This window comes from Mesorhizobium sp. CCNWLY176 (assembly GCF_037153935.1).
Classification (GTDB): Bacteria; Pseudomonadota; Alphaproteobacteria; order Rhizobiales; family Rhizobiaceae; genus Mesorhizobium_M; species Mesorhizobium_M zhangyense.
Genome location: NZ_JBBBDZ010000004.1, coordinates 336905 through 362533, shown reverse-complemented (window position 1 = coordinate 362533; position 25629 = coordinate 336905). Strand labels below are relative to the sequence as shown.

22 protein-coding genes and 2 pseudogenes are annotated in these 25629 nt (G+C 58.8%); 15 read left to right on the top strand and 9 right to left on the bottom strand.

Annotated elements, in window-relative coordinates; translation table 11 throughout:
• The first annotated feature begins 11 nt into the window (after positions 1 to 11).
• Positions 12 to 707 (top strand): L,D-transpeptidase, encoded by a 696-nt coding sequence (locus WBQ96_RS09390; RefSeq protein WP_165120117.1) that lies wholly within the window; start codon positions 12 to 14, stop codon positions 705 to 707.
• Positions 708 to 713: 6 nt separating this feature from the next.
• Positions 714 to 1064: a hypothetical protein gene (locus WBQ96_RS09385; RefSeq protein ID WP_246245848.1), complete on the top strand. Its 351-nt coding sequence runs from the start codon at positions 714 to 716 to the stop codon at positions 1062 to 1064.
• An 89-nt stretch (positions 1065 to 1153) separates the two neighbouring features.
• On the opposite strand, the gene WBQ96_RS09380 is transcribed toward WBQ96_RS09385, so the two are convergent.
• The 3 genes from WBQ96_RS09380 to WBQ96_RS09370 all read right to left on the bottom strand — a co-directional run bounded on the left by WBQ96_RS09380 (position 1154) and on the right by WBQ96_RS09370 (position 4191).
• Positions 1154 to 2038 carry a hypothetical protein gene (locus WBQ96_RS09380; protein ID WP_165120031.1) on the bottom strand — a complete coding sequence of 295 codons (885 nt, stop codon included), beginning with the start codon at positions 2036 to 2038 and terminating at the stop codon, positions 1154 to 1156.
• Positions 2039 to 2540: 502 nt separating this feature from the next.
• Positions 2541 to 2825, bottom strand: coding sequence for a glycine zipper 2TM domain-containing protein (locus WBQ96_RS09375; protein WP_165120032.1), 285 nt, complete (start codon positions 2823 to 2825; stop codon positions 2541 to 2543).
• Between the two features lie 172 nt (positions 2826 to 2997).
• Positions 2998 to 4191, bottom strand: a complete 1194-nt coding sequence (locus WBQ96_RS09370; RefSeq protein ID WP_165120033.1) for a M14 family metallopeptidase — start codon at positions 4189 to 4191, stop codon at positions 2998 to 3000.
• 217 nt (positions 4192 to 4408) lie between these two features.
• Here WBQ96_RS09370 and WBQ96_RS09365 point away from each other — a divergent pair, with 217 nt between their 5' ends.
• The 3 genes and pseudogenes from WBQ96_RS09365 to WBQ96_RS09355 all read left to right on the top strand — a co-directional run.
• The gene (locus WBQ96_RS09365; RefSeq protein ID WP_165120119.1) at positions 4409 to 4717 is read left to right on the top strand and encodes a hypothetical protein; all 309 of its coding nucleotides are present in this window, start codon (positions 4409 to 4411) and stop codon (positions 4715 to 4717) included.
• A 103-nt stretch (positions 4718 to 4820) separates the two neighbouring features.
• A pseudogene (locus tag WBQ96_RS09360) lies at positions 4821 to 4994 on the top strand (alpha/beta-hydrolase N-terminal domain-containing protein); the annotation flags it as partial.
• Between the two features lie 52 nt (positions 4995 to 5046).
• Positions 5047 to 5679 (top strand): annotated as a pseudogene (locus tag WBQ96_RS09355) (alpha/beta-hydrolase family protein); the annotation flags it as partial.
• A gap of 368 nt (positions 5680 to 6047) precedes the next feature.
• Here WBQ96_RS09355 and WBQ96_RS09350 read toward each other — a convergent pair.
• On the bottom strand, positions 6048 to 7118 hold the full coding sequence (locus WBQ96_RS09350) for a helix-turn-helix domain-containing protein (protein WP_165120035.1): 1071 nt from the start codon (positions 7116 to 7118) through the stop codon (positions 6048 to 6050).
• 769 nt (positions 7119 to 7887) lie between these two features.
• On the opposite strand from WBQ96_RS09350, the gene WBQ96_RS09345 reads away from it, so the two are divergent.
• On the top strand, positions 7888 to 8379 hold the full coding sequence (locus WBQ96_RS09345) for a DUF1269 domain-containing protein (RefSeq protein ID WP_336549431.1): 492 nt from the start codon (positions 7888 to 7890) through the stop codon (positions 8377 to 8379).
• 63 nt (positions 8380 to 8442) lie between these two features.
• Entirely contained in the window at positions 8443 to 8781 is a 339-nt protein-coding gene (locus WBQ96_RS09340) for a hypothetical protein (protein ID WP_165120037.1), read from the top strand.
• A gap of 12 nt (positions 8782 to 8793) precedes the next feature.
• Here the strand turns inward: WBQ96_RS09340 and WBQ96_RS09335 are convergent, their stop codons facing one another.
• From WBQ96_RS09335 to WBQ96_RS09315, 5 genes are all read right to left on the bottom strand, one after another.
• A complete protein-coding gene (locus WBQ96_RS09335) occupies positions 8794 to 9855 on the bottom strand; it encodes an AI-2E family transporter (protein WP_336549429.1) in 1062 nt (353 codons plus the stop codon).
• A gap of 6 nt (positions 9856 to 9861) precedes the next feature.
• Positions 9862 to 11697 carry an SLC13 family permease gene (locus tag WBQ96_RS09330; protein WP_336549428.1) on the bottom strand — a complete coding sequence of 612 codons (1836 nt, stop codon included), beginning with the start codon at positions 11695 to 11697 and terminating at the stop codon, positions 9862 to 9864.
• A gap of 87 nt (positions 11698 to 11784) precedes the next feature.
• Entirely contained in the window at positions 11785 to 12987 is a 1203-nt protein-coding gene (locus WBQ96_RS09325) for a M20/M25/M40 family metallo-hydrolase (protein ID WP_442920813.1), read from the bottom strand.
• Positions 12988 to 13040: 53 nt separating this feature from the next.
• Entirely contained in the window at positions 13041 to 14591 is a 1551-nt protein-coding gene (locus WBQ96_RS09320) for an AbgT family transporter (protein ID WP_336549423.1), read from the bottom strand.
• A gap of 183 nt (positions 14592 to 14774) precedes the next feature.
• Entirely contained in the window at positions 14775 to 14924 is a 150-nt protein-coding gene (locus WBQ96_RS09315) for a hypothetical protein (RefSeq protein WP_336549421.1), read from the bottom strand.
• 655 nt (positions 14925 to 15579) lie between these two features.
• On the opposite strand from WBQ96_RS09315, the gene WBQ96_RS09310 reads away from it, so the two are divergent.
• From WBQ96_RS09310 to WBQ96_RS09275, 8 genes are all read left to right on the top strand, one after another.
• Entirely contained in the window at positions 15580 to 16509 is a 930-nt protein-coding gene (locus WBQ96_RS09310; protein ID WP_336549417.1) for a TIR domain-containing protein, read from the top strand.
• Positions 16510 to 17413: 904 nt separating this feature from the next.
• Complete coding sequence (locus WBQ96_RS09305) at positions 17414 to 19822, top strand: TonB-dependent receptor (RefSeq protein ID WP_337035883.1); 2409 nt, start codon at positions 17414 to 17416, stop codon at positions 19820 to 19822.
• A 181-nt stretch (positions 19823 to 20003) separates the two neighbouring features.
• Complete coding sequence (locus tag WBQ96_RS09300) at positions 20004 to 20813, top strand: iron-siderophore ABC transporter substrate-binding protein (RefSeq protein ID WP_337035882.1); 810 nt, start codon at positions 20004 to 20006, stop codon at positions 20811 to 20813.
• Positions 20810 to 21859: a FecCD family ABC transporter permease gene (locus tag WBQ96_RS09295; RefSeq protein ID WP_336549410.1), complete on the top strand. Its 1050-nt coding sequence runs from the start codon at positions 20810 to 20812 to the stop codon at positions 21857 to 21859. The genes WBQ96_RS09300 and WBQ96_RS09295 overlap by 4 nt, the downstream gene beginning before the upstream one ends.
• Positions 21856 to 22842 carry a FecCD family ABC transporter permease gene (locus WBQ96_RS09290; protein WP_336549408.1) on the top strand — a complete coding sequence of 329 codons (987 nt, stop codon included), beginning with the start codon at positions 21856 to 21858 and terminating at the stop codon, positions 22840 to 22842. Before WBQ96_RS09295 ends, WBQ96_RS09290 begins: the two co-directional genes overlap by 4 nt.
• Positions 22829 to 23626 carry an ABC transporter ATP-binding protein gene (locus WBQ96_RS09285; protein ID WP_336549406.1) on the top strand — a complete coding sequence of 266 codons (798 nt, stop codon included), beginning with the start codon at positions 22829 to 22831 and terminating at the stop codon, positions 23624 to 23626. Before WBQ96_RS09290 ends, WBQ96_RS09285 begins: the two co-directional genes overlap by 14 nt.
• A gap of 323 nt (positions 23627 to 23949) precedes the next feature.
• Positions 23950 to 24489 (top strand): RNA polymerase sigma factor, encoded by a 540-nt coding sequence (locus WBQ96_RS09280; RefSeq protein WP_165120049.1) that lies wholly within the window; start codon positions 23950 to 23952, stop codon positions 24487 to 24489.
• A 53-nt stretch (positions 24490 to 24542) separates the two neighbouring features.
• Complete coding sequence (locus WBQ96_RS09275) at positions 24543 to 25514, top strand: FecR family protein (RefSeq protein ID WP_246245851.1); 972 nt, start codon at positions 24543 to 24545, stop codon at positions 25512 to 25514.
• The last annotated feature ends 115 nt before the right edge of the window (positions 25515 to 25629 follow it).

The following is a 25629-nucleotide window of genomic DNA, read 5'->3' as shown; positions in this document are numbered from 1 at the left end:
TGATGTTGAAGATGTCGCAACTTCCCGTACCCTACTTCACACTCAGCAGCCGTGCGGTTCGTGGGATCGCCGCGTGTCTGGCCCTCGCACTCGCTGCCGGGGTGACACTGGCGTATGCAGCAGAGACACAGATATTCGATCCCAAAACTCACAAGTGGGTCGAGTATGACCGTAAGAAGGCGAGGTCCTATTACGCAGCGCACAAACAGGTGCCGGAGACTTTTCGCCGACAGGTCGTGAAATTCAAGACCGCCGAGAAACCTGGCACCATCATCATCGACGGTAACCAGCATTTCCTCTATCTGGTCCAGCCGGGTTTCACTGCCATCCGCTATGGAATAGGCGTCGGCCGCGAAGGCTTTGGCTGGGCGGGTATCGTGCGGGTCGGTCGCACCGCGGAATGGCCGACCTGGACACCGCCTGCCGAGATGGTGGCGCGCGATCCGAATGCGGCAAAATGGGCGGGAGGCCAGCCGGGCGGTCCGGACAATCCACTCGGTGCGAGGGCCCTCTATCTCTACCAAGGCAACCAAGACACCATCTATCGGATCCACGGCACCCCCGAGCCTTGGACGATTGGTCTCGACGTCTCGTCAGGGTGCATTCGGATGAACAATGACGACATCACCGACCTTCATTCCCGGATCGAAGTTGGAGCGAAGGTTATCGTCCTCATGCAAGGTGCTTCACTCTACAAGGGAGTTTGACCGCCCATGAACCACTTCAGCGCCTGGCCATCCAAGCCGCTTCCGATCAAGAAGTGTGGCAACCGAGTGATGGTCTTCGCCGTGATTCTGGCCACGATCCAGATCATCGGGTGCATGGCCAACCAACCTGAACCAAATAGCGTCCGGAATACTGGCACGACTGCTCCGGCCGAACACCAACTGGCTTGTGCTTCCGCGGCGGCTGCGCCTTTGGGAGTGGACAGCTCCGCCATTCTGCCTGTCAGTTCTTCCCAAATCGATCCCCAGACGTTCCAGGTCATCGTCGAGGGCAAAGGCGCTCGCGCAAACTGTGTGATCGATGCGTCGGGTAATGTGGTCTCAGTTCAAAAAATCTGAAAACTCGAAACTGCGCGATCAATATAGAAACCGGCAGCATAGAGCCAACCGATCAGCTAAGCCGCTGCCGCCACGACAGCCGGATTGCCCTACTTGACTGTCACGGCGAATTCCGCCGTTGCTGGCGGCGTTTCAGGCCGGGCACGATCATGAAAGATGTAGACAATCGTGTAGTTGCCGGGAGTATCGAGGGAAATACCGGCGGTTGCGAAATTGGTGAAGTAGCCTCGCGACACGGGAAACGGCGGTGGGGAGTCAGCCTTGTAGGTATGCTCATTGGGAAGTGATTTCAGAATCTGGCCAGCGCGATCGCGAACTTCTATGTCGAGCCCTATCTCGTAACTGGCCATTGGCGTGCCGACGTCCTTGCGGCCGACATTCTCGAGAAAGGCGTAGATGAATATCTCCTCGCGCGGCGCAAAGACGTTGGTCGGGCGCTCAATGAGGTTGCTTTGCTTGAACGCCGCCTTGTCCGCTAGTGTCTTCTTGGCGAGCTTAATTGGTGGGAGCGCCGCCTGCAGGGCGACGGTTGCACCGTCGATGCTGATGGGCGCAACACGCTTGCCATCAGCACCTAGTGGCGTCGTGAAGTAGGATTGCACCATCGGATAGCAGAACGCGTTCGCTTGCGGGTGATCAAGAACAAAAATCATCGCTATGGGCGGCATCTTGGCGTTGCGGGTCTTGCCGAGTTGAACGAGCGCGCACATTGGCCATCTGGCGAGCACGCTCGCACCTTTAAGTGTTGGGTCGGTCTGGAATTGCTGCTCCACCTGGCGGAGCGACTCGTGAAACTCAGTCGAGTTTCTGTCCTGCGTGGTCGTTGTCATGAGCATAACGACATTGGCCGCCGCATGTGCCTTCTCCGCATCCGCCTGCGCCTTTTGCAGGACGCTGCCGTCCCCGCCGAGTCGATAGGTCCGCACGAGCTCCTCGCTTTTCAATGCTACGGTCGCACGCTGCCAGGCCTCCATATCGAACGTCCTTCGCCGCGATCACTCAGCACGAAGAAAGCAGGAACGCTTGCTTCCTCGGCCCGGGCGGAAACCACGGACAAGCTGGCAATCGCAAGACTCGCGACAAAATGCTTCATCGAACCCTCCATTCGTTCGCATCCCACCCAGGATGGTATTCACTCCATTACGATAGCACCCAGTGTATCATAGAAGTTGCAGTTGCCACTCAAGAGTCGGAAAACTTTGGCACTCAGGACAACGACTGTAACAAGCGGCCACAGTGTCTGGAGGCTGGGAGATTAGGCCGCGAAAGCGGACGGCGAGGATTGCAGCGTTTGTGCTCGGACCAGCCACGCAGGCATCTCTTGCTGGAGCAAGGCGCGCCGAGCATATCGAAGTACATGCCGAGCTTCAAACAATCTACGACAGCTCGCCATAACTCCTCTGCAAGTTCTAAGGAAAGCCGCAGTCCCGTAGTGCCACTACCTGGATTACGCCATGCGGAAAGAGCTTTGGATTCTCAGCATCGAGCCGCATAGATCGTGCCGTCCGGGCGCCGATAGCGACAATAGCGGGGACCTTGTGGCGTCGTTGCAGTACCAACTACTGCGCCGAGAAGAGCGCCGGCGGCAGCTCCGCCCACGGTACTTCGCGTGTCGCCGCCGATTGCCTGGCCCGCCACCGCTCCCGCTCCCGCTCCGATGAGAGCACCCGTTCCAGCCCGTTGCTCCTGTTCGGTAGCCGCGCAACCGGCCAGGACGGCGGAAAGCAGAAGGACACTAATTATAGTCTTGCGCTTGGTCATTTCCATTTCTCCCGGCAATCCCGGTCCGAGAGACCGTCTCGAACCCGGTGAGCGTAATCCCGCTCAATTTTGAGCGTATCTCCGGCGCGGTGCGCCGATCTTGCGAGGCAGTCGAAACCTGGCAACCGTCTCGATTCAACATCCTGCATCCGGCAAAATCTTCCATGCAACCTCATTCGGGGTAGGTTACTGCGCCGTTCGTGGTTGCGTCGCGGAAAAGGATGAATACTAAAGGGTTGCCGGGCTCGGACATGGCATCGCTGCGCTGCCCTGTCACTTCTCCGGCAATGCCGCTCGTGTATTCCGCCACCACCTCGCCGAAGCTGTTGCGCTGAATGGCCACCTTCTGTCCGGGCTCGACCTTATCGTTGAGCTTGACCAGATGCTCGACGACCCCGCCCTCGGTTGCTAGAATCGGGAACGAACTATTGCCGACAAAGACACTCACGTCTTTGCCTGTGCGTCCCATCGACCCGGTGACGATGCCGTGATGCTTGAGCACGTTCATCGTGCCTTCCACGAAGAGCGCGATCATCTCGAGATCCAGGTGACGGGCCGCCCCGATCTCCGGGCAAAAGGACGGGATGCCCGCGGCGATAAATGCGTTGTGGAGGACACTGGGATATGTAGGATTATCGAAGATCTGGCCGACGGGGTAGAGCTCCACCATCGCCTTGATCTCGGGCACGTCCATCTCGGCAATATTGAATGCGGTGACCTCGAACCCGGTCGTTCCGGTATGGAAGTCGACCGCGAAGTCGGCGTTCGGCCGCAGCAGCCGGTTGAACAGCAGCCCGGCGTGGCGGCTGGTCGCGGTGACGTCGTTCTCATTGCCGGGCCACACGCGATTCATATCGACCAGATCGATGCCCCTACCCGAGTTGGGCCATCTGCGCTGCATGCTTTCGAGGGCCGGACGCGACACGTCCGTGACCGCCATCACCGTGCCCGACATCTCAGCCGGATCGAGCTGGTTCATCACGGTCTGGACCGTATGAATGGAACTCATCTCGTCGCCATGGACACCGCTGGTCAGGACGCCGCGCTTGCCCGGCTTTGCTCCCTTGGCGACCGTCACGGACACATACCAATGCTGCCCGGTCGGCGTCTCAACGCCCTGAAAATACAAAAGGTGCTTCTTGCCGGGTTGCAGGTCGTTGACGTCGAGCGCGCTGATGACCTTTTTGCCATCGATAACATCGCCGGTATAGGTCGTTCCGGATGCGGGGGAGGCTGAGGATGCCACCGGCTCCTGAGCAGTCGCCTCCTTCGAACCGGCTGCTAGGGCAACCGAAGCGCCGACCGTGGCGAGGGATGCAATCATAAAGTCTCGGCGGGCGAGACCTCCCTTTCGTTCCTCAGGCATGACAGACGGTTCTCCACGTAGCCTGGGTAACCACGGGTGTCGAAACCCACGCAGAAGATCACATTGGCGGTCAACTTAACCCTCTGTTCGGAAGAGTCATGAGCACAGAATCCAAAACATGGGCAGTCTGTCCCGAACTTGCAGCGCGCGCCGCCATTTCCTTGACAAGGGGCACTTGACGACTTGATGTCACACAAAGCGCCTCATGGAGGATATCATGCGTCGTCCCATTTTCGCTTGCCTGGGTGTCGTCCTCACCCTTGCCATCCTGCCCATGGCGTTGCCGACCACGGCGCAAGCCCTCACCATCAACCTGAGCATCGGCACCAGCCTAAACAATGGCCGGGCAATAACCTGCCGGGGTGGCGAGAGAATCCTGCGCAATCGTGGGTTCCGGGACATCCGGCGCGTCGATTGCCGCGGCCGGTTCCTCGTCTATCGGGCCTGGCGCGGCGGCAACCGGTTCGAAATCGCGGTGAGCGCCCACAATGGCCGTGTCATTGATGTGCGCCGCATCAGAAGATGAGGTCCTTGGGGTAATCCTGACTCCGTGCCCGTCCCGTCGTGTGCAGTGCAAGGCGGCGGCTCTTGGCTGCGCGCCATCTGCGCCTGCTGCCCGGTAACCAAGGATGCTCGGTGTTATGGGATTGCGTGCAATCTTGGCGAGGGTCGCGAATTCGTTCCTTACCATCGGCGTGCTGGTCGGGGCGCTGGCCTTCGCCGCTTCTCTGACCCCAAGCCTGATACCGCGATCCTATCTCATCCAGGGCGTGCTCTCCGGGATCTCAGCGGCTCTCGGATATGGCACGGGCGTTCTTGCCTATTGGCTGTGGACCTATCTTGAGTTGCCGCAGAGAGGTATATGCCTACTGGTCATCGCTGCCGCGCGACAGCCGTCCAAAGCTCTATCTGCATGGCCCCAGCCTCGGCGCCATGAATTCCGAACTTTCGGCGAGCCTCTACGACATTATCGCCAATCCGTTTCAGGGCGCGCTTTGGAGCGGGCCTCCCTTTCCGAGCCGCACCTGGCGATCCGTTACCGATGATCGAAATGCCGGATCGCCCCAACGGCTCCCCCGTTTCCGGGACGCTTCGATCTTCCGCTTCACCAATCAGAATAACGTCCTCGAAATACCCGCTGCCTCATGGGGTCCGATCCGCATCGTGTACCTGCAATACGCCAGCGATCCGATTACGTTCTTCGATGCCGCCACGCTCTATCGGGAACCTGACTGGATGAAAGGGCCGCGCGGTCCAGATGTATCAGAGCAGGTTCGCTGGTATCCACTTATCACGATGCTGCAGCTTACAGTAGACATGGCGATCGCAACGACCTCTCCCATTGGGTACGGCCATGTCTTTGCTCCGCAGCACTATATCGATGCGTGGCTAGCAGTAACCGAGCCGCCGAACATTACAGCTGAGGACGTTGCCCGACTGAAGACCTTTTTCTTTAATCGTGGTGCGACACCGGCAATCAGCGGATAGATGCAAACCTGCCGCGAAGCAGCGAAACTAGGGAGAGAATGCGATGAAGTTTCCCATCATTGTAACTGAACGGTAGGAGTGTCGACCCAGAATTCCCTTGGATCCTCGCCTTCGATGCTGGTGGCGCCATAATGGGCGATGGTGGTTGCAATACATTGAACGGCTGCGTCGACGTTGATGACTTGCGAAGGAGCGAAGTTCACCCAAGAGGCGCTCTTACATCCTGCACGCTCGCAGACAACGTTTTATGCGGTTCAGCATGGAGAACTGATGCGTCGATGCGGCAGATACGATTATGGCCCGCCTGAGAGGACAAAAAGGGGTCGACTTAATTCGCTCCCTTTTTCTGCCAATCGGACCCGGACCCTTCAAGCGGCAAGCACACGCAGCACTTGACCAAGTGTCTGCGGGGTTTCAGATCGATCCAGACAATCTTGAACGACGTCAAAGCCGTCGCTTGCCCATCCGATATCCCTCGCTTCTTTCGGCGAAATACCAAATTCGTGCCTGAACGTTCGACTGAACGCCGACGCATCGACGAATCCCCACTGCCCGGCTATCCGGAATATAGATCGACCGTCCATACTGTCGGCCAGTGCGGCACGTATTCGCAGCAACCTTTGCCTTCGAATATACGAAGCAACACCGCCCAGAGGCTCAAACAGCCTGTAGAGACGGGAGCGCGACACGCCAAGGTCAGCACACAGTATTTCTGAAGTAAGATTGGGGTTTGCCAGTTTAACATCTATCAATCGACGCGCGCGTCCCATCAGTGTTGCATCAATCGGACCCTGAGCCTCGGCCAACCGATCTCGTGATGGGGCAAGGCATACAGCTACAAGGCTGCGGGTGGCCTCAACAACATGAGGGACTTCCTCGGCCTGCAATTGCGGTAGTGAGCGGTCCAAGAGAAAAAGGTAATCCGCAAGCAATCTCCCCAAGCCTCCATCCAATTGAACGTCCAACATCCGATCGAGCATGACAGTCGAGGTAAATAGATCATGAGGGAAGAAAAGCATAAGCATGCCGTCATCGTTGACTTCGGTTTCCAACGAAGTTGCTAGACAGTGCAATTCTGGCATCGCCTTGGCGCCGAGACGCTGACCGTCTGGCTCCAAAGAATTAAACGGCAAGTTTATATACCAATGATCAAGAACGCGTTTACTCAGATGCCTCCGGCGGTGGGTATATCCTTTGCCGGGAAGCTTAGTTCGTGTGAATACCATTCTGCCCAAGTCCCACACCATTTGAATCGCCGGGAAGCGTTCTGGTTCACCGCTAACAGACGATATGTCCATCACTCCTTGATATGAAGAACGGAAAGCATCGAATTGATTGTGATCCGGAAATACAAGCGTTGTAAAATATACCGCGTGCCTAAGTTGCAGATTTTCTATTACATGCTCATTGTACGACCGCAATGCAGATTCCTGATACATTAGGAACGCTCCATATCAAACAATCGACTTAATTTATTCTAATTCCTAATATCTAGGAATTTGAAAGTTATTTTATCCCAGGTCACCAAGATGTAAACCGCACAGTAAAAAATTGACATTCCGCGGGCTAATCTGAAAATTTCCGGGATTCCTCGCGATTGCGAGTACATTTGTCTTCCGTGGTGCTTTAAATGCCGTTTGTGCCATCAAAGTTATGTGTTGCTTCACGAGAAGGGTGCTACTTGGCGGAGAGCGTCACATGATCGGAACCGGATCAGAAATTGGTGGGTTCGGCTCCCTTGCATCCAAGCACTTTCCAGAGAACACTCGCTGAGCGTCAACAGCTTCAAGTTGAATGGCATCAAAGACCTTCGGGAAGCAACGCGCCGCGCGGTCACCTCAAGGTGGTGCAACTGACTAAATTGCCATGTTCATCCTAGCTGTGCCGGCGCCATCCCGGTTTAGGCCAGCGATCGAGTAACACCCCGAACGCAATAGGAAATTTGGTTCGTTAGGCGCTTGTGCGTGCACAAATGTCGACGCGCGACCTCCAAGAAATCAATGCCAATTTCTAAGCTAGGAGTTCCTGCGGGCTCTGAATCGCTGGGTCCAGCGGAGCGTCCTATTCGAACGAAATGACGAGCCCCGGGTCAAAAAAGAGACATAGAGCACACCGGTAGGACTCCGAGCTGATTTCTTCAGGCGCTTGAAGCCCTAAAATAGGGGACACCCTTGCGCAGCCTGGCCGCTGCCCTCCGCAGGAGCCTACATGTCGACCCTTATCGCAATTGTTTACCCCACCGAAACGAAGGCAGAAGAAGTCCGTCAGACTTTGCTCGGATTGCAAAGGGAATATGTGATCAGGCTTGGCGACGCGGTCATCGCCACCAAGACTGAGGCGGGAAAAGTCAAGCTGAACCAGCTTCTGAATACCACCGCCACCGGCGCGGTTTCCGGTAGCTTCTGGGGATTGCTCATCGGGGTGCTGTTTCTCAATCCGCTTGTAGGCGTGGCGGTGGGCGCGACTTCGGGTGCGCTCGGAGGCGCGTTGACCGATGTCGGCATAAATGATGCATTCATGAAAGAGTTGTCCGCAAGCATTGAACCGGGGAATGCCGCGCTCTTCCTGCTAATTCAGGAGATGACTGCGGACAAAGTTCTAAAGCAAATCCAGGGTTTCGGCGGCATTGTCCTCAAGACCTCACTCGACGAAACCAAGGAGCAGGTCCTGCGCGACGCGCTCCAGGGCCATTCCGGATAAGCCGGTTCGGCGCTGCCAGCGTAGACCGGCATCAACGCTCCCGCTCGTCCGGAGAAAGTAACCATGTCCTCGACTGCAACCGTCATAGCCATTGCCATCGAGATGCTTTGCGGCGTGGCCGGGGCACTCGCCGTGGGGTGGTGGTGGCCCCGCCTTGGACTTGCCAAGATCACAACCGCTCTAATCGGCATGGTAGGAGGCTTTGCCCTGACCTTTGTCGCGGCGCAATTTCCCGGCATCGGCTACCTGGTTGGGCATGTTGAAAACGCTGCCGATTCGACGATGCGCGGGGTCGGCGGGCTAACTCCCGCTGTCCTGATCGGGGCCGGCGTGTCGGGCCTGCTCGGCGGCGGCATCTTGATGGCTGTTCTGGGCCTGATCCGGAGCCGCTTGAACGGTTAATTTCGCAGCGGGTTATTCCCGTTCATTCCATAAAACGCTCTCGATGTCTTCCACCTCATCGTCAGGCGCCCCCAACAATTGGGCAACCCATTTCGTTGCGGGGGCCTGGGCGCAGAAGGTCAGCAGGGTTATCGCGATAGGAACCCCGATGAAGGCGCCGAACAGTCCCCAGAGGAACATCCACAGAAAGACGGAAAATAGCACCAGAAAGGGAGACAGCGCCAACGCATTTCCCGCCACGCGCGGCTCTACATAGCTGCCGATCGCGAACTGAATGAGATTGAGACAGGCAAAGACAAACAGTGCAGAATACAGGGATTCGAACTGCGCCAACGCGTAGAAGGTCGGCAGTAGCGTTGCAATGAACGGGCCGACGAAGGGAATGAAATTCAAAGTGAAGGCGATGACGCCCCACTCCGCGGCTAGCTGCAGGCCGAGCGCCAGGGCAAATACGTAGACCAAACTGCCGGTTGCAACGCTCATGATCGCTCTGATCATCACATACCGGCGCAGCTTGGTCGCGGTGCGTTCGCCCCCGACGACCAAGACGCGCGCAGCGTCGCTGCTGATGATGCTGGGAATCTTGCGCGCCAGCGGGCCGACCTCGAGCAGGGCAAGTAGTACGTAGACCAATACCACGATCCAGAACGAGATCATCGTATTCAGCCGGGCCGACAGACCCTGAATTGCCGCCACGATCCAGCGCATGTTGAAGTGCTCGGCCCACAGGCCGGCAACGGCGATCCCGTGTGTCTCCAGCCAGGCCGTCGCCAGTTCGTAGAGTCCCTGAAGCCGCGGCGTCTCCGCGATGAGTGATCGGCCGATCCGACCGAACCCCCAAGCCACGACAGACGCGAACACAATGAAGACCAGCAGCACCAGCAGCACAACAATAGCGAGCGCCAGAAGTTGCGGCAGGCGCGTCTGAAGCCGCTTTTGGAGTGGCCAGGCTATCGCGATGATGAATAGCGCGGCAGCAACGGGCGCAATGACCGCATCTGCGAAATGGAGCACAGCCAGCACGAGAACTGCGCAGATAATGCCCAACAGTACCGGAACCCAGCTGGCCTTCATGGCAATTCAGAATCTCCAGATCATCGGCACTATGAACACAGCCACGACAAAGAACCAGAGCAGTAGCGGCAGACCGAGCTTCCAATAATCCCCGAAAGCGTAACCGCCGGGACCCATGACCATCAAGTTGGTTGGGGTTGCAATGGGAGTAAGGAACGCCGCCGCCGCCGCGACCGCCGTGCTCATGAGAACCGGGCGGGGAGATATTCCCATGGTTGCCGCAGCTGCCACCCCGATCGGGATGACGATGAGAGCGGTCGCGGTATTGCTGATGAGCTGCCCCATTATGGCAGTCAATACAAACAGGCCGGCGAGTAGAGCTACGGGACCGGCGTCGCCGATGAGCGCGACAAGATGCTCGGCCATTAGTTTCGCGGCGCCCGTCTCGATCATGGCGGTAGAGAGCGGCATCATTGCACCCACAAGGATCACCGTCGTCCAGTCAATGGCTCGATAGGATTGTTCGACGCTCATAATCCCTGACACGACGATCGCTCCGGCGGCGAGTAGGCCGGCGACCGCTGGCGGGGTGATGCCGGTGGCCAGGAGTACGACCATCGCGGCTAGAATGGCAACGGCCTGGCCGGCACCTGGCCCCATAGGCACTGCCTGACGACGCACCAGTTCAGGCGAATTGACGACCAGGACATCCGGATCCTGGAGGCGGTGGTCGAGAGCTTTCCATGTTCCCTGCAGGAGCATCGTGTCACCGGCCTGCAACACGATGCCTCCAGCATCTCGTGTTGCGTTGGTGGCGGCAACCTCCGCGCCGGCGCGCTGCACCGCAAGGACGATAAGGTCGCCGCTCTCAGTGACCATCCCAGGGAAAACGTTCTGGCCGATAAGGCCGGAGCGTGGCGGGATCACCACCTCTGCGAGGCCTGAACTGCGATTGAACAGCGTGCCCTCTCCGTGACCGGACGCCGCCGCCTCGCTGAATGCGAGGTGTTTATCCGACGCGAAAGCGGCGGCCGACTCGGCGTCGCCCCGCAGCAGCAGATGATCCCCCTCGGCAATGACAGGCCTGCGCAGTGGGCTGGCCGTTTCACCCTCCTGAACGGCGACGAGGCGCAATTCGGGATAGGCTGCCAACTCGATCGCAGATGCGGGCACGCCGATGAAGGGCGAACTTGCGCGCACGCGCATCTGGTACACGCCGCTGGCAAGGCCGTACTGCTCGACGAGCGTCTTCGCATGGCGGCTGAAATCCGCAGGCATGGTCGCGCCATTGCGTTCAGGCAAGAGCCGCTTTCCAAACAATATGATGATCGCCATCGTTCCCGCCAGCAGCGGTAAGCCAACAAGCGCGAATTCGAAGAAACCGAAGCCGCCCACCCCGGCGTCGCTGCCTGCATTCGAGACCAGGACGTTCACTGGCGAACCCGTCAGAGCGAGTTTCGAACCGGCATGCGCGGAAAAAACGAGCGGCAGGAGCAACTGTGCCGAGTTTCGCTTCAAGCGGACTGCGATGACGACCACAACTGGCAGGAGCGCGGCGACGGCACCGTTGACGCTGATCAACGCTGTAAGGAGTGCGACCATGCTCATCGTCAGCATCAACAGGCGAGTGCGGCTCTCTTCGCCCGCGCCACGGATCAGAAGCTGACCAGCCCAAGCGGTGACGCCGGTCAGGTCGAGTCCCGCGCTGACAATGAAAAGAGAGGCTATGAAGATCACCGCGGGGTCACCGAAGCCCCCGAGCGCCTGGTCAATCGTCAAGACGCCGGTTGCCCACAGCGCTGCAGCTGTTGACATCGCGACAACGACGACGGGCAGCTTGTTCCAGACAAACAGGACGACGATGGCCGCGATGATGGTGGCAGTGTAGGCTATGGGGCTCAATCGCTTGGTTCCTCCCTGGCTCTCCTCGAGCCGCCAAAAATTAGCACCGCCATCCGGCCCAACCGCCGCCGAGCCGCGACGTGACTGCTACTCCTCTAGTGTCGCCATAAGTAAGCCGAGGCGGCAGCCCTTTTCGTATTCGGCAAGGTTCACATATTCCTTGATTGTATGGATCTCGGCTTGGCCCGCACCGATGGTGACGGTGGGAATGCCATGTTTGTCGAGCCAATTTGCATCGAGCCCGCCATTGGAGAAGAGGCAATTGGCCTTGATGCCCATCATCTCCAACGCCTTCACGGCGCGCTTCACAACCGGGCTGCTCTCTGAGAGTTTGAAAGGCGGATAGGCTGTCTGGTGATTGAACGCCACTTCTCCCGTGCGCCCTTCATGGTCCTTGACCTGTCCTTTTGCTCTCGCGAAGGCCTCACCGTAACCCTTGGCAATCTTGGTCGCGAAAGCAGACTCAGGGCTACGAGCCTCGCCCGCGATGAAGACGTAGTCGGTGATAACATTGGTTGCATCGCCCGCAGGCTTTCCGTCTTTTCCGCCGAAAATTCCGACATTGCTTGTTCCGCGGCCGTCCGGCTTGACGACTTTGCCAAACCAGCCTGCGTTGTGCACCTCCGCTAAGGCTATCGCTCCGACCAATGTTGCCGATATGCCCTTCTCGGGCGCAACGCCGGCATGAGAGGCACGGCCCTTGATCTCGACTTCCCAGTTTTCTTGTCCAACCGCACCAATGATCAGGTCCGAAGCGAGTTGACCATCGACATTGACACACATGCTCGGGCCACTGAGATCGGCTGCGTTCAATTCACGTGCCCCATGAAGCCCACTCTCCTCGCGCACCGTGAAAAGCAGCGTGATTGGAGGATGCGGCAGCTTGTGCTTGATAAGTGTCTCGGCAAGCACCACGAGAAGGGCAACGCCTGTTCGGGCGTCGCCTCCTAGTGCTGTCGTACCGTCGGAGACAATGCGATCACCCTCTCGCCGGGGCTTGGCGCCTGCACACAGTGGCACGGTATCCAGGTGGGTTGAGAACAGCAGCCTGGGCCCGCCGCGCGTTCCGGGCAGATTTACGATGAGATTGCCGGTTTCCGTCGGCAGCGGAATCCGTGTGTTGGCGTCGTCGAAGCGGATTGCCGAAGCCGGCACGCCAGCGGCCTTCAGAGCATCAATGACGGCGGCCGCGATATTGGCCTCGTATCCTGTCACGCCTTCCACCGAGAGGAACCGCATTAAGTGATCTTCGGCGACGGCGACATCGAGGGGAATAGAGGAGGTGCTCATCATGTTCATCCTGTCACTTGAACCTTGATCGCTTTAAGCTTCCGCATGGACACTCAAAGCCCCCAAGGCAGGCCCAGCATCTGCCAGACCGCGAACAACGCCGTCCACAGGACGAACATCCAGACGACATAGGGCAGCATTAGTGCCACAACGGTGCCAACTCCAGCGTTCCTGTCGTAGCGTTGCATAAAGCCCACCACGAGTGCGAAATAGGCATTCAGCGGGGTAATCGCGTTCATCGGCGAATCGCCGACGCGATAGGCGGCCAGAACCGCCTCCGGCTCGACGCCGAGTTTCATCAGAAGCGGGACAAAGACGGGCGCGAAAATCGCCCACTTTGCGATGGCGCCAGTCAGCAGCAGATCGATGATCGCCACCACGACGATGAAGCCGAGCAGCAACGGCAGCGAGCCAATATTGGCCGCCTGGAGGGCACCCGAGAGGCTCAGCGCCATAACCGTGCCGATATTGGTATAGGTGAAATAGGCGACGAACTGGCTCAACACGAAGAATAGGAAGATCGTGCCGCCCATGTTCTTGATCGACTTCTCGATCGCCCCAATGACTTCCGTCAAAGTGCGCAGCGTTCCGGCGCCGATGCCGTAGCACCAGCCTGTCACCAGAAAGATCAGCATGATTAGCGCGATCAAGCCGTTCATGAACGGCGAGTTGCCGATCAGTTCGCCGGTGTCGGGATTGCGCAACGGCCCCCATGACGGGATCGTCAGGAAGCAGAAGACGATGATCAGGCCGAGCAGGCCGAGCCCGGCGAAATGCAAGCCGCGCGATTCCTGCTCGCTGAGTATTGCGCCCTGTTCGGTCATCGTGCCGTCGGCCGCCAACGCGGGATCGTAGACGCCCAGGCGGGGCGCAATCATGCGATCGGTGATGAACGCCACGACCACGGCAAGGAAGATCACCGACACGATCGAGAACCAGATATTCGAGGCCAGGCTGATCGAACTGTTAGAGTCGACGAGACGGGCAGCGTCGTTGGTAAACTCGACGAGGACGGCATCGAGCGGCTTGATCAGCATGTTGACGGTGAAGGCGCCAGCCACGGCGGCAAAGCCCAACGCCAAGCCGGCGAGTGGGTTTCGCCCAACAGCCAGGTAGGCGACCCCGGCGAGAGGGATCAGAACCAGATAGCCTGCGTCCGCAGCGATGCTCGAGAGGATACCGACAAAAGACAGGATATAGGTAAGCGCCCAGGCCGGAGACACGATCACGAGCTTTCGGATAAGCGCCGTGACCATCCCTGATTCCTCCGCCACGCCGGCTCCGATCATCGCAGCGATCATCAGTCCGACCGCGGTAAAACTCATGAAATTTGGGATGAGCGACGCATACAGGAAGCGTATACCGTCGGCATTCAACAGACTGCGGATCTCGGTGGTCGCGGTTTCAATCTCATGTGTCTCCGCGTTTATGCGCTCAAACGTTACCGCGGCGCCGAAAGCGCTGAATAGAGCTGATAGCACCATGACGATTACAATCAGAATCAGGAAGATGACGACCGGATGAGGAACCATGTTCCCCACTCTTTCGACGCCATCGAGAAACCTCTGCATCGCGGTTTTTGGCGCTGCATTCGAGGTGGACATCTCTGCCTTCCCTTCCAGTTTGATCGGCTGCAGCGGATTACAGCGCCAAAAGCGCGCACTGGGCAATTCTCAGATCAACGGCTTTTGAGCTTAACTCTCTATGGCAGCGAGTCATGAGCACAGAATCCAAAGCCTTGGCGCTCTGTCCCGAAATTGGTCGTCGGCGATGCCTCACCGTGATCATCACCCGGCAAAAATAAACACAGAATTGGACAACCGGCGCAGACTTTGGACTTTGAGCCGATGTGTCCCTGCAAGGCGGACGTAGATCGCGATCGTCTTGCCGCGCTTTGCCTCACTGGTGATCTGGTTCAGCCACGCCTCGGAGACCACGAACAACGTCTCCGAGGCAGCACCCAACGCCGACATTGAGTCAAGGGCTACTCTCTCCGCCTCATCCTTTGCTTTCCATCCGCCGCGACTCGCGACGGCCCCCCTCTTCCGTAGCCCCAACGAGCGCCTCGACATCTCTAAGATTTTCACTGTCGGCAAGAACCAGAGCCATACTCAGTTCATGCAGTGTATCTCTCGCGTTTTGCAACATGATCAGGAGATGCTGCCGGTCTGTCATGATCCGTCCCCTTCGTTGAACACAACAACGTGACGGTCAGTCGGTTTCTAATAACGAAAAAAGGCCCGACACCCCTTTCGGAGCGGAGGGCTTCGGGAATTTCAATCCTCGAGAGTATAGCCAAGGGCACCTAAAGTTCTTTCTTTCTCATCTGAGATTCCCGACTGATAGATTCTGATGAGCGCTGCAGCTCGACATTCGAGATCTACGGGCGAGTCGTCGGGAAGACGCGCTTTATCAAAAACCCTAGTTGAGCTGCGCAAAATGCTCGGCGAGGAGACCGACCTCAAAGCCATCGCGGCAAAAAGACAATTTCCTATTCTATGTAGAGGCTTTCCACGTTATCGATCTGGCGACGGAGAAGCTTCACCGTGCACCTCGATTGTGAGCATGCACACAATCTGGCAGGAGAATGATATGGACAAGCCTCGCATATTCTTGGGCTCGTCGGGAAAGCAGGCGCAACTGTTGGAGGCCCTAACCAAAGGGCTCGATGACACCGCTCACGTCGAACCCTGGACGACGACCTTCAGTCCCGGAACTACCACGCTAGGTCGCCTTCTCGAGCTTACCCGCGAGGTAGACTTTGCCGCATTCGTCTTCGCCCAGGACGACTGGACGACCGCCAGCCCACCGGCCTCTCCCGTGTTGGAGGCTGGTGTGGCTTCGCCGCGAGACAATGTGGTCTTCGAAGCTGGTCTTTTTGGCGGAGTCCTCGGCATGCGCCGTACCTTCATTCTCCATGCCAGAGGCTCGAAGTTGCCCACTGATCTCCTCGGCTTGACTTGTGTGCGCTACGATGAGGGCATCAGCTCTACCGAAATGGACACCGTCAACCAGAAGGTCCGGCAAGCAATTGAGAACGAAGGGCGCTTGGCTCGCATCGAGGGGCAATGGTGGCAGTTTTCACTAACATCGCGCACCGACCGCGAGCCTTCCGCCGTGAGTCTCTTGAACATTTCGCGTGACGGCGACGGCGCGCTCGAAATCACTGGCCGTGCTTGGCAGGAAGACGGTACGTTGTCGTCTCGATACTGGAGCGAAGCGGTTAAGGAGAAGCGGGATCCTTCGGGTATTTTCTACTTCTGGCGGGGGGAGCGTCCCTTGCATCCCAATGCTCCACAGTTGCATGGTACAGGAGAGATCAAGCTCGAGTCCGCCGATCGCGCATCCGGATACTTCACCACGCTTTCGGAGACGCAACCGGAAGTGAACGCAAGGACCTCCGGTGTCTACTTGCGCGCTGAGCCGAACGATTCAAGCATCCTGAACGGACGCGATGATCGCCAACGCTCGAAGCTGATCGCACAGCGGTTGAAGCATTGGAAGGGCATAAGAAACGTCTAGGGCGTTTTTCGACCGGCAGTCTGATTCAGAATTCCGGCTGGGATATGGAGGCCAGCATGGGAGGGCTAGCCGCTTTCGATGGGTTTACGCGCACAACGTCTGGCGACAGGTGATTCAGGCATGAGCTTCCGGTCGGTGGGGCGATCCGGTGGCGTGCTATGTGACGGGAGACCGGGAGTTCGCGCTTAAGCGTCAGGGCGGAGATATACGTACGGGCCGTCTGAAAGCGCTCCGGCTCGGCCTCGTGTGTCAATCGGCGTCCAAAATTTCACGCCTTGTTGGAGTAAACCCTTCAGGTTGGACCACGCGAGCCCTCCAAACTAAGCCGCCTGCTGGGCGATTTGGGTTCAAATTGCTCTGGCATTCGATAGCGAAGGCTGAGTGTAGCTGTTCACAAGAGATTCTACGCACTGCCATCATGCGCATGGGATTACGAATTTGACTTCCGCTTGGGCATCAATGATGCCTGCTTTCAGAAAACGGCAAGACTGATCTCTGCGGCAGGCATGGGCACTAAGCAGTCGCCCCTTCACGGAAGTCCGAACGTCGCTTTGCGTTAAACGTCCCCTTCCCTTCTGCATCTTATGTGACTTTGAACTGAGGTGGGTTCAGGTTTGAACTGCAACTTGCGAGAGATAACAATGGCTTATCGCTTGCAAGGAAGAGCCCGTGAAACACACCTCCCAAATCGATATGGAAAAAAGACGCAAGACATCCTGATTGGGCATCTGGGTGTAGCGGTAACCAACACGATCAATCCTCGGTAGAAATTGCAGCGTATCGATTATTTCTTCGTGGAGAGTCCCAAACGTTGGCCACCAATCGTCTCCCCTACGAGCGGAATGCGTAACCGCTTCTAATGGTGGACTGCGGCGCCTTGAACGCCGCATGATTGGGGGTTTTGATGACTAGGAATGTGTCCGTCAGGGCAATTTCGCGGGGGGCCCGAGCCAGGCTTCATGCTGCGCTTCTGGCAAGCACAGCGGTGCTCGTGTTCAATCCGCCAACACCGGCTACAGCGCAAGCGGCTGCACCGGCTCAGTCCGCCGAGCGATCAATTTCGGTTCCGGCGGGGTCTCTTACACCGGCCTTGAACAGCCTCGCCGCCCAGACCGACCTTCAAATTCTCTATGATGCTGCTGTTTCTGAAGGCAGGACAACTGCGGGCGCGAGTGGCAACCTGACGCCCCAGCAAGCCTTGAACGCCATTCTTGCGGGCACGGGCGTGGACGCACGTTTTGCCGGCAGCAATCAGGTGACGCTCAGCGTCAATACATCCTCGGCAGGGGGAACTGGCGTAGACGCCAGCGGGGCACTCGTGCTCGCCCCGATTACGATCTATGGCGCGCGCGACGCGACGACGCTGAATGATACGACCGCGAGCGTCGGTATCGTGAATGCCAAGGCGATTGAAGACGGCCAGATCAGACATACGCAGGATGCCTATCGGCGTCTTGCGAACGTGCTGGACAGCGCGACGGTCAATTCCGGCTTTGTCATCCGCGGCATGAGCTCAGAAGGCTTCGTTCCGGGTGGGGCGCCAGTCGGTTCCCTCTATGTGGATGGCATTCTCCAGACCCGCTACAATGCCCGTTTTGGAGCGAGAAACCTCTGGGACGTCGAACAGGTCGAGGTCTACCGCGGACCGCAATCGACGCTCTCCGGCCGCGCCGCCATGTCCGGTGCCGTCTACATCAAGTCGAAGGATCCGACCTTCGACAAGGAAGTCGAACTGTCGGGCACCGTCGGCAGCAACCATCTGGTCGGCACCGCCTTCGTCGTGAACACGCCGCTCGTCGAGGACCAGGTCGCGCTGCGCATTTCCGGCGCGTTCGAGCGTTCCCGTTCCGACGTTTCCTATACGAATCTCGAGGACTACGCCGGCTATGATGACCTGACCACGGACCTCAGCGGGACCATTCGCGCAAAGCTGCTCCTCACGCCGTCAGAGATGCCGGACACCCGCGCCCTTCTGACCTATGCCTACTCAAAGGATCGTCCGAACGACCGCTTGGTCGGCCTCAACACCGGGCGCGGTGATTTCAACTTCATCACGTACACGGAGTATCGGTGGACCGAGGTTCACAATCTCGGCCTTGAAATCACGCATGATTTCTCCGACACGCTCCGCTTTACTTCGCAAACCGGCTTTCAGTACGGCATAAACACACGACGCTCCGTCGATGCGGACACGCCCGGCATCGACAATGGAATCTGGGGTACGGATGACGACTCGATATTCACCCAGGAGCTGCGCCTGAACTACGAGGGCGACCGCTGGAAGTGGGTTGCAGGCGTTTTCGGCAGCCATCAGGTCTTTGACGGATGGTCGCGTTTCGTGGTGGCGCCTTACCAGCTGGACGACCAGCAGACCCGCAAGACGTCGAACCTGGCTGTATTCGGTGAAGCGACCTATGAATTCGCGGACAGCTGGTTTGCGACCCTGGGCGGAAGACTGGATTACCTGGAAGAGACGAACACCGAGCAGAACTCATTTATCATGTTCCCCGGTACGCCTGTCTTCTCCGGAGACCCGGCATCTTTCGACGAATTGAACTTCGTGCCGAAGATTGGCCTGTCAAAGGAATTCGGTGACAATCAAACGGTTGGTTTCACCTATACGCAAGGCTTCCGGTCGGGTGGCTCCTATGTCAATCGCAGCGATCCGACGTTCCCACTCGTAACGTACGATCCGGAATACTCCCAGAGCTACGAGTTGTCCTATAAGGGAACCCTGCTGGACGATCGCCTCAGGCTCAACGCCAATCTCTTCTACACGAAGTATGAAGACCAGCAGATCGAAATCCGCCCCCCATCTCCCATTCCGGGCTATCGAATAACGGAAAATGCCGCGTCCTCGCGCGCATGGGGTTTCGAAATCGAGCCAACCTATCAGGTCACCGATCAGTTCTCGGCATTCGCTTCGATTGGATATCTGAACACCAGGTTCCTCGAATTCGATCACGGCGGCTTGGGCGACCAGTCTGGAAAAGCCTTTCCGGAAGCGCCGGAATGGAGTTTCGGCTTCGGCGGTCGATATGAGTTCGAGAACGGCATCTATGTCGGCGCCGATGCCAAATACACCAGCGACTACAATTCACGTTTCGGCACGGGAGGCATGTACGACATCGACTCTCGCTTCATCGTGAATGCGCAAGCCGGCTTCAAGAAGGACAATTGGGAGATCACCGCCTTCGTGGAAAATCTCACCGATGAGAAATACTTCACGATCGTCGATCCCGATTACACCCCAGCCTTCGGCCAGGCTGGCCCCCGGCGGTCCTTCGGACTGAACCTTCGTACGAAGTTCTGACAAACCGGGATTGTGGGGCGAAAGCCCCGCAATCCTCTTTCTGCGTGCATCTGAAATGGTATCCGTCTTGCGCTTCTGGCTCGCCCTTCTCTTCCTCCTCTTTCCCCTCTCGATCGCGCACGCCGCCTGTCGGGGGAAGGAGATAGCGGAGGGTGTCTATAATCCGCCGTTCTGCGCACCAGTGGAGGCGAAGAGGATCGTCACGCTCGATCCGCTGTTGACGCTCGGCCTCCTGATCGAGCTCAAGGCGCCCGTCGCCGCCACGCCCTACATGGCCATCCAGGACGCCGTGGTGCTTGATTTCGTCAAGCGGTCGAAGATGGTCGACCTGGGCAATCCGAGGGAACCGAGCCTCGAGCGGATCGCGGCACTGAAGCCCGACCTCATCATCGGCAGCGCGGAGGCGCATTCCTCCATCTACGATACGGCATCGAAGATCGCGCCGACCGTCCTGACCAACCATATGGACTGGAAGAAGTATCTCAAGCTTCTCTCCGAGATCACCGGCCGCGAGGGTGCGGCCAATGAGGCGCTCGCCGCCTACGAGAAGCGCGTCGCCTCGATCCGCGACCGCGTGAAGAAGACGGACGTGACCGTCTCGACCGTCCGCTTCGCGCCTGGCCGCTTCGTCGTCTTCGTCGATGGTCCTGCCGCCTATGCGCCCTTTTCAGTTTTGCACGAGGCCGGCGTCAAGCGCACGGCCTACGAGACGGTGACCGACGGCACGATCGTCAAGCGGCCGGACTGGGAGGAACTTGCCAATCTCGATGGCGACATTCTTCTCTACGTCTCCGCCAGCGGCTTCGAGAGCGGACCGGACGATGCGCTCGAGAAGGAAGTCACCGAAAACCCGCTCTGGCAGCTCTTGCCCGCCGTGCGGAACGGCCGCGCCTACCGCGTCGACCGGGTAACCTGGCAGAGCTTTCACGGCATTGGCTCCGCCAATCGGGTTCTCGACGACATCGAGCGCTATATCCTGGCGGATCGATGAGCCGCAGCAAGGGCATGCCGGCTGCGCGGCCTTTGGGCCGTTTAAGCATGACCGGCAGGAGCAGGCTTTTCGCCCTGCTCGTTGTTTTCTGCCTGCTTGTCGCGATATCGATGTGGGCTGTCACCCTCGGGACGGTGAGCATCCCGCTCCAGTCGGTAGGGAATGCGATCTTCGATTTCGACGGATCGCGCGAGCACCTGCTGGTCACGACGATCCGGCTCCCGCGCGTGCTTGCGGCCCTGCTTGCCGGCAGCGCACTGGCGGTCTCCGGCGCGATCATGCAGGCCGTAACGAACAATCCCCTCGCCTCGCCGAGCTTGCTCGGGATCAATGCGGGCGCAGCCTTCGCCGTCGTGCTGGTCATGACCCTTTTCGGCGCTGGGACCAGCGACGTCTATCTGTGGTACGCGTTCTTCGGAGCCGGCGGTGCCGCGATCGTCGTCTACGGACTCGGTTCTTTCGGCCTGGCCGGTCAATCGACCGTCGGTCTTGTTCTCGCCGGTGCGATCGTCGCAACGTTCCTGATGTCCCTGACCGGCGCCGTGCTCATCTTCGACGAAAGCACCCTGGATACAGTCCGGTTCTGGACGGCAGGATCCGTATCGGGCAGAACCATGGCACAGGCGGCTGCGGTCGCGCCCTACATCCTGGTGGGGCTTGCTTCCGCCCTTCTCCTCGGCCGGCATTTGGTCACCTTGAGCCTCGGGGCCGATGCGGCGCGGTCGCTCGGACAGAACCCGCTGGTCTGGCGCGCGATTGCCGTCGTCCTCATCATCCTGCTCGCCGGCAGCGCCGTCGCCCTCGCCGGCCCGATCGGCTTTGTCGGGCTTGTCGTTCCCCATATCGCGCGCCTGACGATCGGCGTTGATTATCGCTGGATCATCCCGTTCAGCGCGCTCGGCGGCGCCCTGCTGGTGGTGGGCGCGGATACCGCCGGACGCATGCTCTTCACCAGCCAGAGTTTTCCGGTAGGCGTCACGATCGCCCTCATCGGTGCACCGTTCTTTCTATGGCTTGCCCGAAACCGGGCGGGAGGTGCGACATGACGCGGTTGCTCACCGTCCTGATTTTTCTCCTCATCGGCTTGATCTTGGCCAGCCTGGCATTTGGGGACATACCCCTGTCCTGGCGCGAGCTCTTCGAAACGATCACAGGATCGCCAGAGGCAAGCTTGCAGAACGTGATGATCGTATTTGACCTGCGCCTGCCGCGAGTTCTACTCGCCCTTCTCGTCGGCGCTGCGCTCGCGACGGCCGGCACGATCGCGCTGGCCATCATGCGCAATCCGCTTGCGGAGCCGGGCGTGTTGGGGATCAACAGCGGCGCGGCAGCCGCGGTTATGGTTGTCATCGTGCTGCTTCAGGATCCGCCCGCCGCCCTGCTGCCGGCAGCCGGATTCCTCGGCGCGGTCGCGATGACGGCGGCCGTATACCTTTTGTCATGGCGCGGCGGCACGTCGTCGCTGCGCATCATCCTCATCGGCATTGGCCTCAGTTCGCTTGCCGGTGCGGCCACGACTTTGCTTTCGACCTTCGGGGAGATCGGCGATGTCCAGCGGGCGATGATCTGGCTGGCCGGAAGTGTCTACGACGCCAATATCCTTAAAGTGAGACTGCTGTTCTTCTGGTTGATCATACCTATGGCGCTGGCATGGATGTCGTCGCGCGAACTCGACCTCATTCGCTTCGGCGACAATTCCGCGCGGAGCCTCGGCCAGCGGGTCGATCTGGTTCGCGGTGTCATGATCCTGCTGTGCACGCTCATTTCCGGTGCGGCCGTCGCGGCCGCAGGGCTGGTCGGCTTCGTCGGCCTCGTCGCGCCGCATATCGCCAGCCGGCTGGTCGGCCCGTCGCATGCCAGGATATTTTCGGTCGCCGCGCTGACCGGTGCAAGCCTTGTGGCATCGGCCGATCTCGTCGGGCGCGTGATCATCGCGCCGGCTCAGTTGCCAGCCGGAATCGTCACGGGCCTGATCGGAGCTCCCTTCTTCGCATATCTTCTATGGGGTCGCCGTCATGCCCGTGAATGACAAGAACACACCGGCGAAGCTGACGGGGCAGTGCGTATCCATTGCCTATGGTCAACACCGGATCGTCGAGGATCTCGACCTCATCGTGCCCGAGCGTCGCTTCACAGCGCTGATCGGGCCGAACGGCAGCGGCAAATCCACCGTCCTGCGCACCTTCGCCGGCCTCATGGCGAAAGCCGACGGGACCATCCTGCTCGATGGCCACAGCATCGATACGCTCTCCACCAAGGAGATGGCTAAACGTGTCGGCGTCCTTCTTCAGGGACCGGTGGCGCCTGAGGGGCTGACGGTGCGCGACCTCGTGCAGCAGGGCCGCTATCCGCACCGATCATTGTTCGGGCGCTGGTCGGAGCAAGATCAGGACGCCTGCGAAGAGGCGCTGATGCTGACCGGCATGACGACGCTCGCAGATACGGCGCTCGACAGTCTTTCTGGAGGGCAGCGCCAGCGCGCATGGATCGCGATGACACTGGCCCAGCAGGGAGAGGTTCTCCTGCTCGACGAGCCGACAACCTATCTCGATCTCGCGCATCAGATCGAGTTGATGAAACTGATAACCGTGCTGGTGCACAAGCACGGCAAGACCGTCGTCGCCGTTCTGCACGATATCAACCAAGCAGCCCGCTACGCCGAGCATGTCGTTATCCTGAAGGACGGGAAGATCACAGCCGCCGGACCGCCCGACGAGGTGATATCAGCCGAGGCGATTGCAGACGTGTTCGGCGTCAAGTCGGTCATTATCCGCGATCCGGTCGCTGGAACACCGCTGTGCGTCCCTCTGTAGGGTGCGAAGAATCCTGACAGCTATCGTTTTGCTGTTACAAAAATACAACATGACCCGCTTTTTTTAGGCGCAAGCCGAGATAGGAATTTCGCCCCTCTGCAGGGAATCGGGCAACAAAATCAGGCATAAAGATGACTTTTACAGTCTTGTTTTAGCGTCGCCCGGGTAGCCACCTTCGAACCATTCTAACCTATTGCACTTGCAGGCATTTTACAGATTCGATAGCCATTTCAAACGTTGCTGCCAAGGGAATGTGCAGGCTCTCAGCGCCTGGAAGTACCGGATAATTGCGTGTTCATCATTGGATCAGGAATAGAGTGCCAATGTCGAGTTCCCCTTCCCCGCTCGCTTGGGACAATCTTGAAAGCAATGATCTTCTGAACCGGGCGATGGAGGCGCATTATGCCGACATCATGGCCGCTGTCAGACGCAAGGGGCATCCACGTTCCACCGTCATGGACGTCGTTCACGATCTCTACGTCAAGCTTGCAGCCCAGCCCGACATCCTGCGCAACAAGCGGTCGATCAAAGCTTTCCTCTGCCGTTCTGCCATCAATCTCGGAATAGACAGGTTACGGCGAGAGAGCATGGAAGCGCGCCTCTTTTCCGGCACCGAACGAGAGGCTTTGTCGGTTGCCAGTGTTGGGACGGCGCCAGACCGTCAGCTCGAGATCGAAGCCCGGGTCGCCATTCTTCGCGATGCAATTGCCGAGCTGCCGACCCGCCGCCGCGTCGTCTTCATCCTGCACCGGCTGCACCATCTTTCCCCTGACGAGATCGCGGCAAAACTCAACATTTCCCGGAATATGGTCGATCGCCACCTTCGTCGGGCGTTCGCCCACTGCCTCGACTGCCTTCTTTAGATCGAGTACGAGTCCCTAATTGGCGATGCCAACCGTCTACTAGGCAGGACTGGATGCTGCTGGAGAAGCCAATGCCGGGCAATAGAGCGACCCGAGCTCAGCGAAAATGCAACGCAGAGGCAGCGGACTGGATTTTGCGCAACGCCGACCTCAAGCAATCCGTCGAAGACAAAGATCGCTTCAGGCAATGGTTGGACCAGGACCCGGAAAATCGTCGCGCTTACAGTGCCGCAGAACGCCTGCTGGGCGACGCGCGCAAGGCGATTGAATCCGACCCGGCTCTGCTCAACATCAACGTCAAACCCCGCAGTACAGCCAAGCCGCTCGCGGTATCGCTACTCTTGCTCGCCTGCGCCGCCACGGCCTTCCTGATGCTCGACGGGCCGATGCTCCTGCAGGCGGATGCGATTGCGGGAACCGACGAAATGCCTAGCCTTACGCTCGAGGACGGCTCGACCGTACAGCTCAACGCCTCCTCCGCGATCGCCGTCAATTTCGACGGGAAGCAGCGAAATATCCGGCTCCTGCGCGGGCAGGCTTTCTTTCAGGTTGCACATGCACCGGAGCGGCCTTTCACCGTCCAGGCCGGCACTACCCGTGTCACGGCATTGGGAACGGCCTTTGACGTACGTTTGGGCGAAGCCGATACGGAGGTGACCGTCACAGAAAACTCAGTCCTGGTGGAGTCGAACGACGCCACCAGGTCTTCCGTGCGCGTCACGCAAGGCGAACAAGCCACTTATGACCGCAACAGCGGCAAGACAGCAATCCAGCCTGTCGACCGCCTCGTGGCTCTGGCCTGGCAACGCGGGCAGATCGCCGTGGAAAACGCCCCGCTGTCCTATGTCGTGGAAGAGATGAACCGCCACTTTTCCGGGCGGATCGTCGTCGCCGGCACCGCGCTCGCACAACGCCGCGTGAGTGGCACGATAGCGATCGCCGATATCGACGCTGCGCTCGCGTTCATCAAACAGGCACTCACTGTGAAAGCGACCCGGATTGGCCCTCTGATCATCATTCGCTAGTGGGTCGCCTCGGAGGGCAAGGACTAGGAATTGTGATGGGTTTCCTCGTGCATCTTATACGACGTTCGGCGAACGGAGCATGAACATCCGAAAGGTGCTGTGCGGGTTTCGACCT

What these genes read in the sequence shown, in the direction of transcription:
- WBQ96_RS09390 (WP_165120117.1), top strand. Translation starts at nt 12, where the DNA reads ATGTCGCAACTTCCCGTACCCTACTTCACACTCAGCAGCCGTGCGGTT.
- WBQ96_RS09385 (WP_246245848.1), top strand. Translation starts at nt 714, where the DNA reads ATGAACCACTTCAGCGCCTGGCCATCCAAGCCGCTTCCGATCAAGAAG.
- WBQ96_RS09380 (WP_165120031.1), bottom strand. Translation starts at nt 2,038, where the DNA reads ATGGAGGCCTGGCAGCGTGCGACCGTAGCATTGAAAAGCGAGGAGCTC.
- WBQ96_RS09375 (WP_165120032.1), bottom strand. Translation starts at nt 2,825, where the DNA reads ATGACCAAGCGCAAGACTATAATTAGTGTCCTTCTGCTTTCCGCCGTC.
- WBQ96_RS09370 (WP_165120033.1), bottom strand. Translation starts at nt 4,191, where the DNA reads ATGCCTGAGGAACGAAAGGGAGGTCTCGCCCGCCGAGACTTTATGATT.
- WBQ96_RS09365 (WP_165120119.1), top strand. Translation starts at nt 4,409, where the DNA reads ATGCGTCGTCCCATTTTCGCTTGCCTGGGTGTCGTCCTCACCCTTGCC.
- WBQ96_RS09350 (WP_165120035.1), bottom strand. Translation starts at nt 7,118, where the DNA reads ATGTATCAGGAATCTGCATTGCGGTCGTACAATGAGCATGTAATAGAA.
- WBQ96_RS09345 (WP_336549431.1), top strand. Translation starts at nt 7,888, where the DNA reads ATGTCGACCCTTATCGCAATTGTTTACCCCACCGAAACGAAGGCAGAA.
- WBQ96_RS09340 (WP_165120037.1), top strand. Translation starts at nt 8,443, where the DNA reads ATGTCCTCGACTGCAACCGTCATAGCCATTGCCATCGAGATGCTTTGC.
- WBQ96_RS09335 (WP_336549429.1), bottom strand. Translation starts at nt 9,855, where the DNA reads ATGAAGGCCAGCTGGGTTCCGGTACTGTTGGGCATTATCTGCGCAGTT.
- WBQ96_RS09325 (WP_442920813.1), bottom strand. Translation starts at nt 12,987, where the DNA reads ATGAGCACCTCCTCTATTCCCCTCGATGTCGCCGTCGCCGAAGATCAC.
- WBQ96_RS09320 (WP_336549423.1), bottom strand. Translation starts at nt 14,591, where the DNA reads ATGTCCACCTCGAATGCAGCGCCAAAAACCGCGATGCAGAGGTTTCTC.
- WBQ96_RS09310 (WP_336549417.1), top strand. Translation starts at nt 15,580, where the DNA reads ATGGACAAGCCTCGCATATTCTTGGGCTCGTCGGGAAAGCAGGCGCAA.
- WBQ96_RS09305 (WP_337035883.1), top strand. Translation starts at nt 17,414, where the DNA reads ATGACTAGGAATGTGTCCGTCAGGGCAATTTCGCGGGGGGCCCGAGCC.
- WBQ96_RS09295 (WP_336549410.1), top strand. Translation starts at nt 20,810, where the DNA reads ATGAGCCGCAGCAAGGGCATGCCGGCTGCGCGGCCTTTGGGCCGTTTA.
- WBQ96_RS09290 (WP_336549408.1), top strand. Translation starts at nt 21,856, where the DNA reads ATGACGCGGTTGCTCACCGTCCTGATTTTTCTCCTCATCGGCTTGATC.
- WBQ96_RS09285 (WP_336549406.1), top strand. Translation starts at nt 22,829, where the DNA reads ATGCCCGTGAATGACAAGAACACACCGGCGAAGCTGACGGGGCAGTGC.
- WBQ96_RS09280 (WP_165120049.1), top strand. Translation starts at nt 23,950, where the DNA reads ATGTCGAGTTCCCCTTCCCCGCTCGCTTGGGACAATCTTGAAAGCAAT.
- WBQ96_RS09275 (WP_246245851.1), top strand. Translation starts at nt 24,543, where the DNA reads ATGCTGCTGGAGAAGCCAATGCCGGGCAATAGAGCGACCCGAGCTCAG.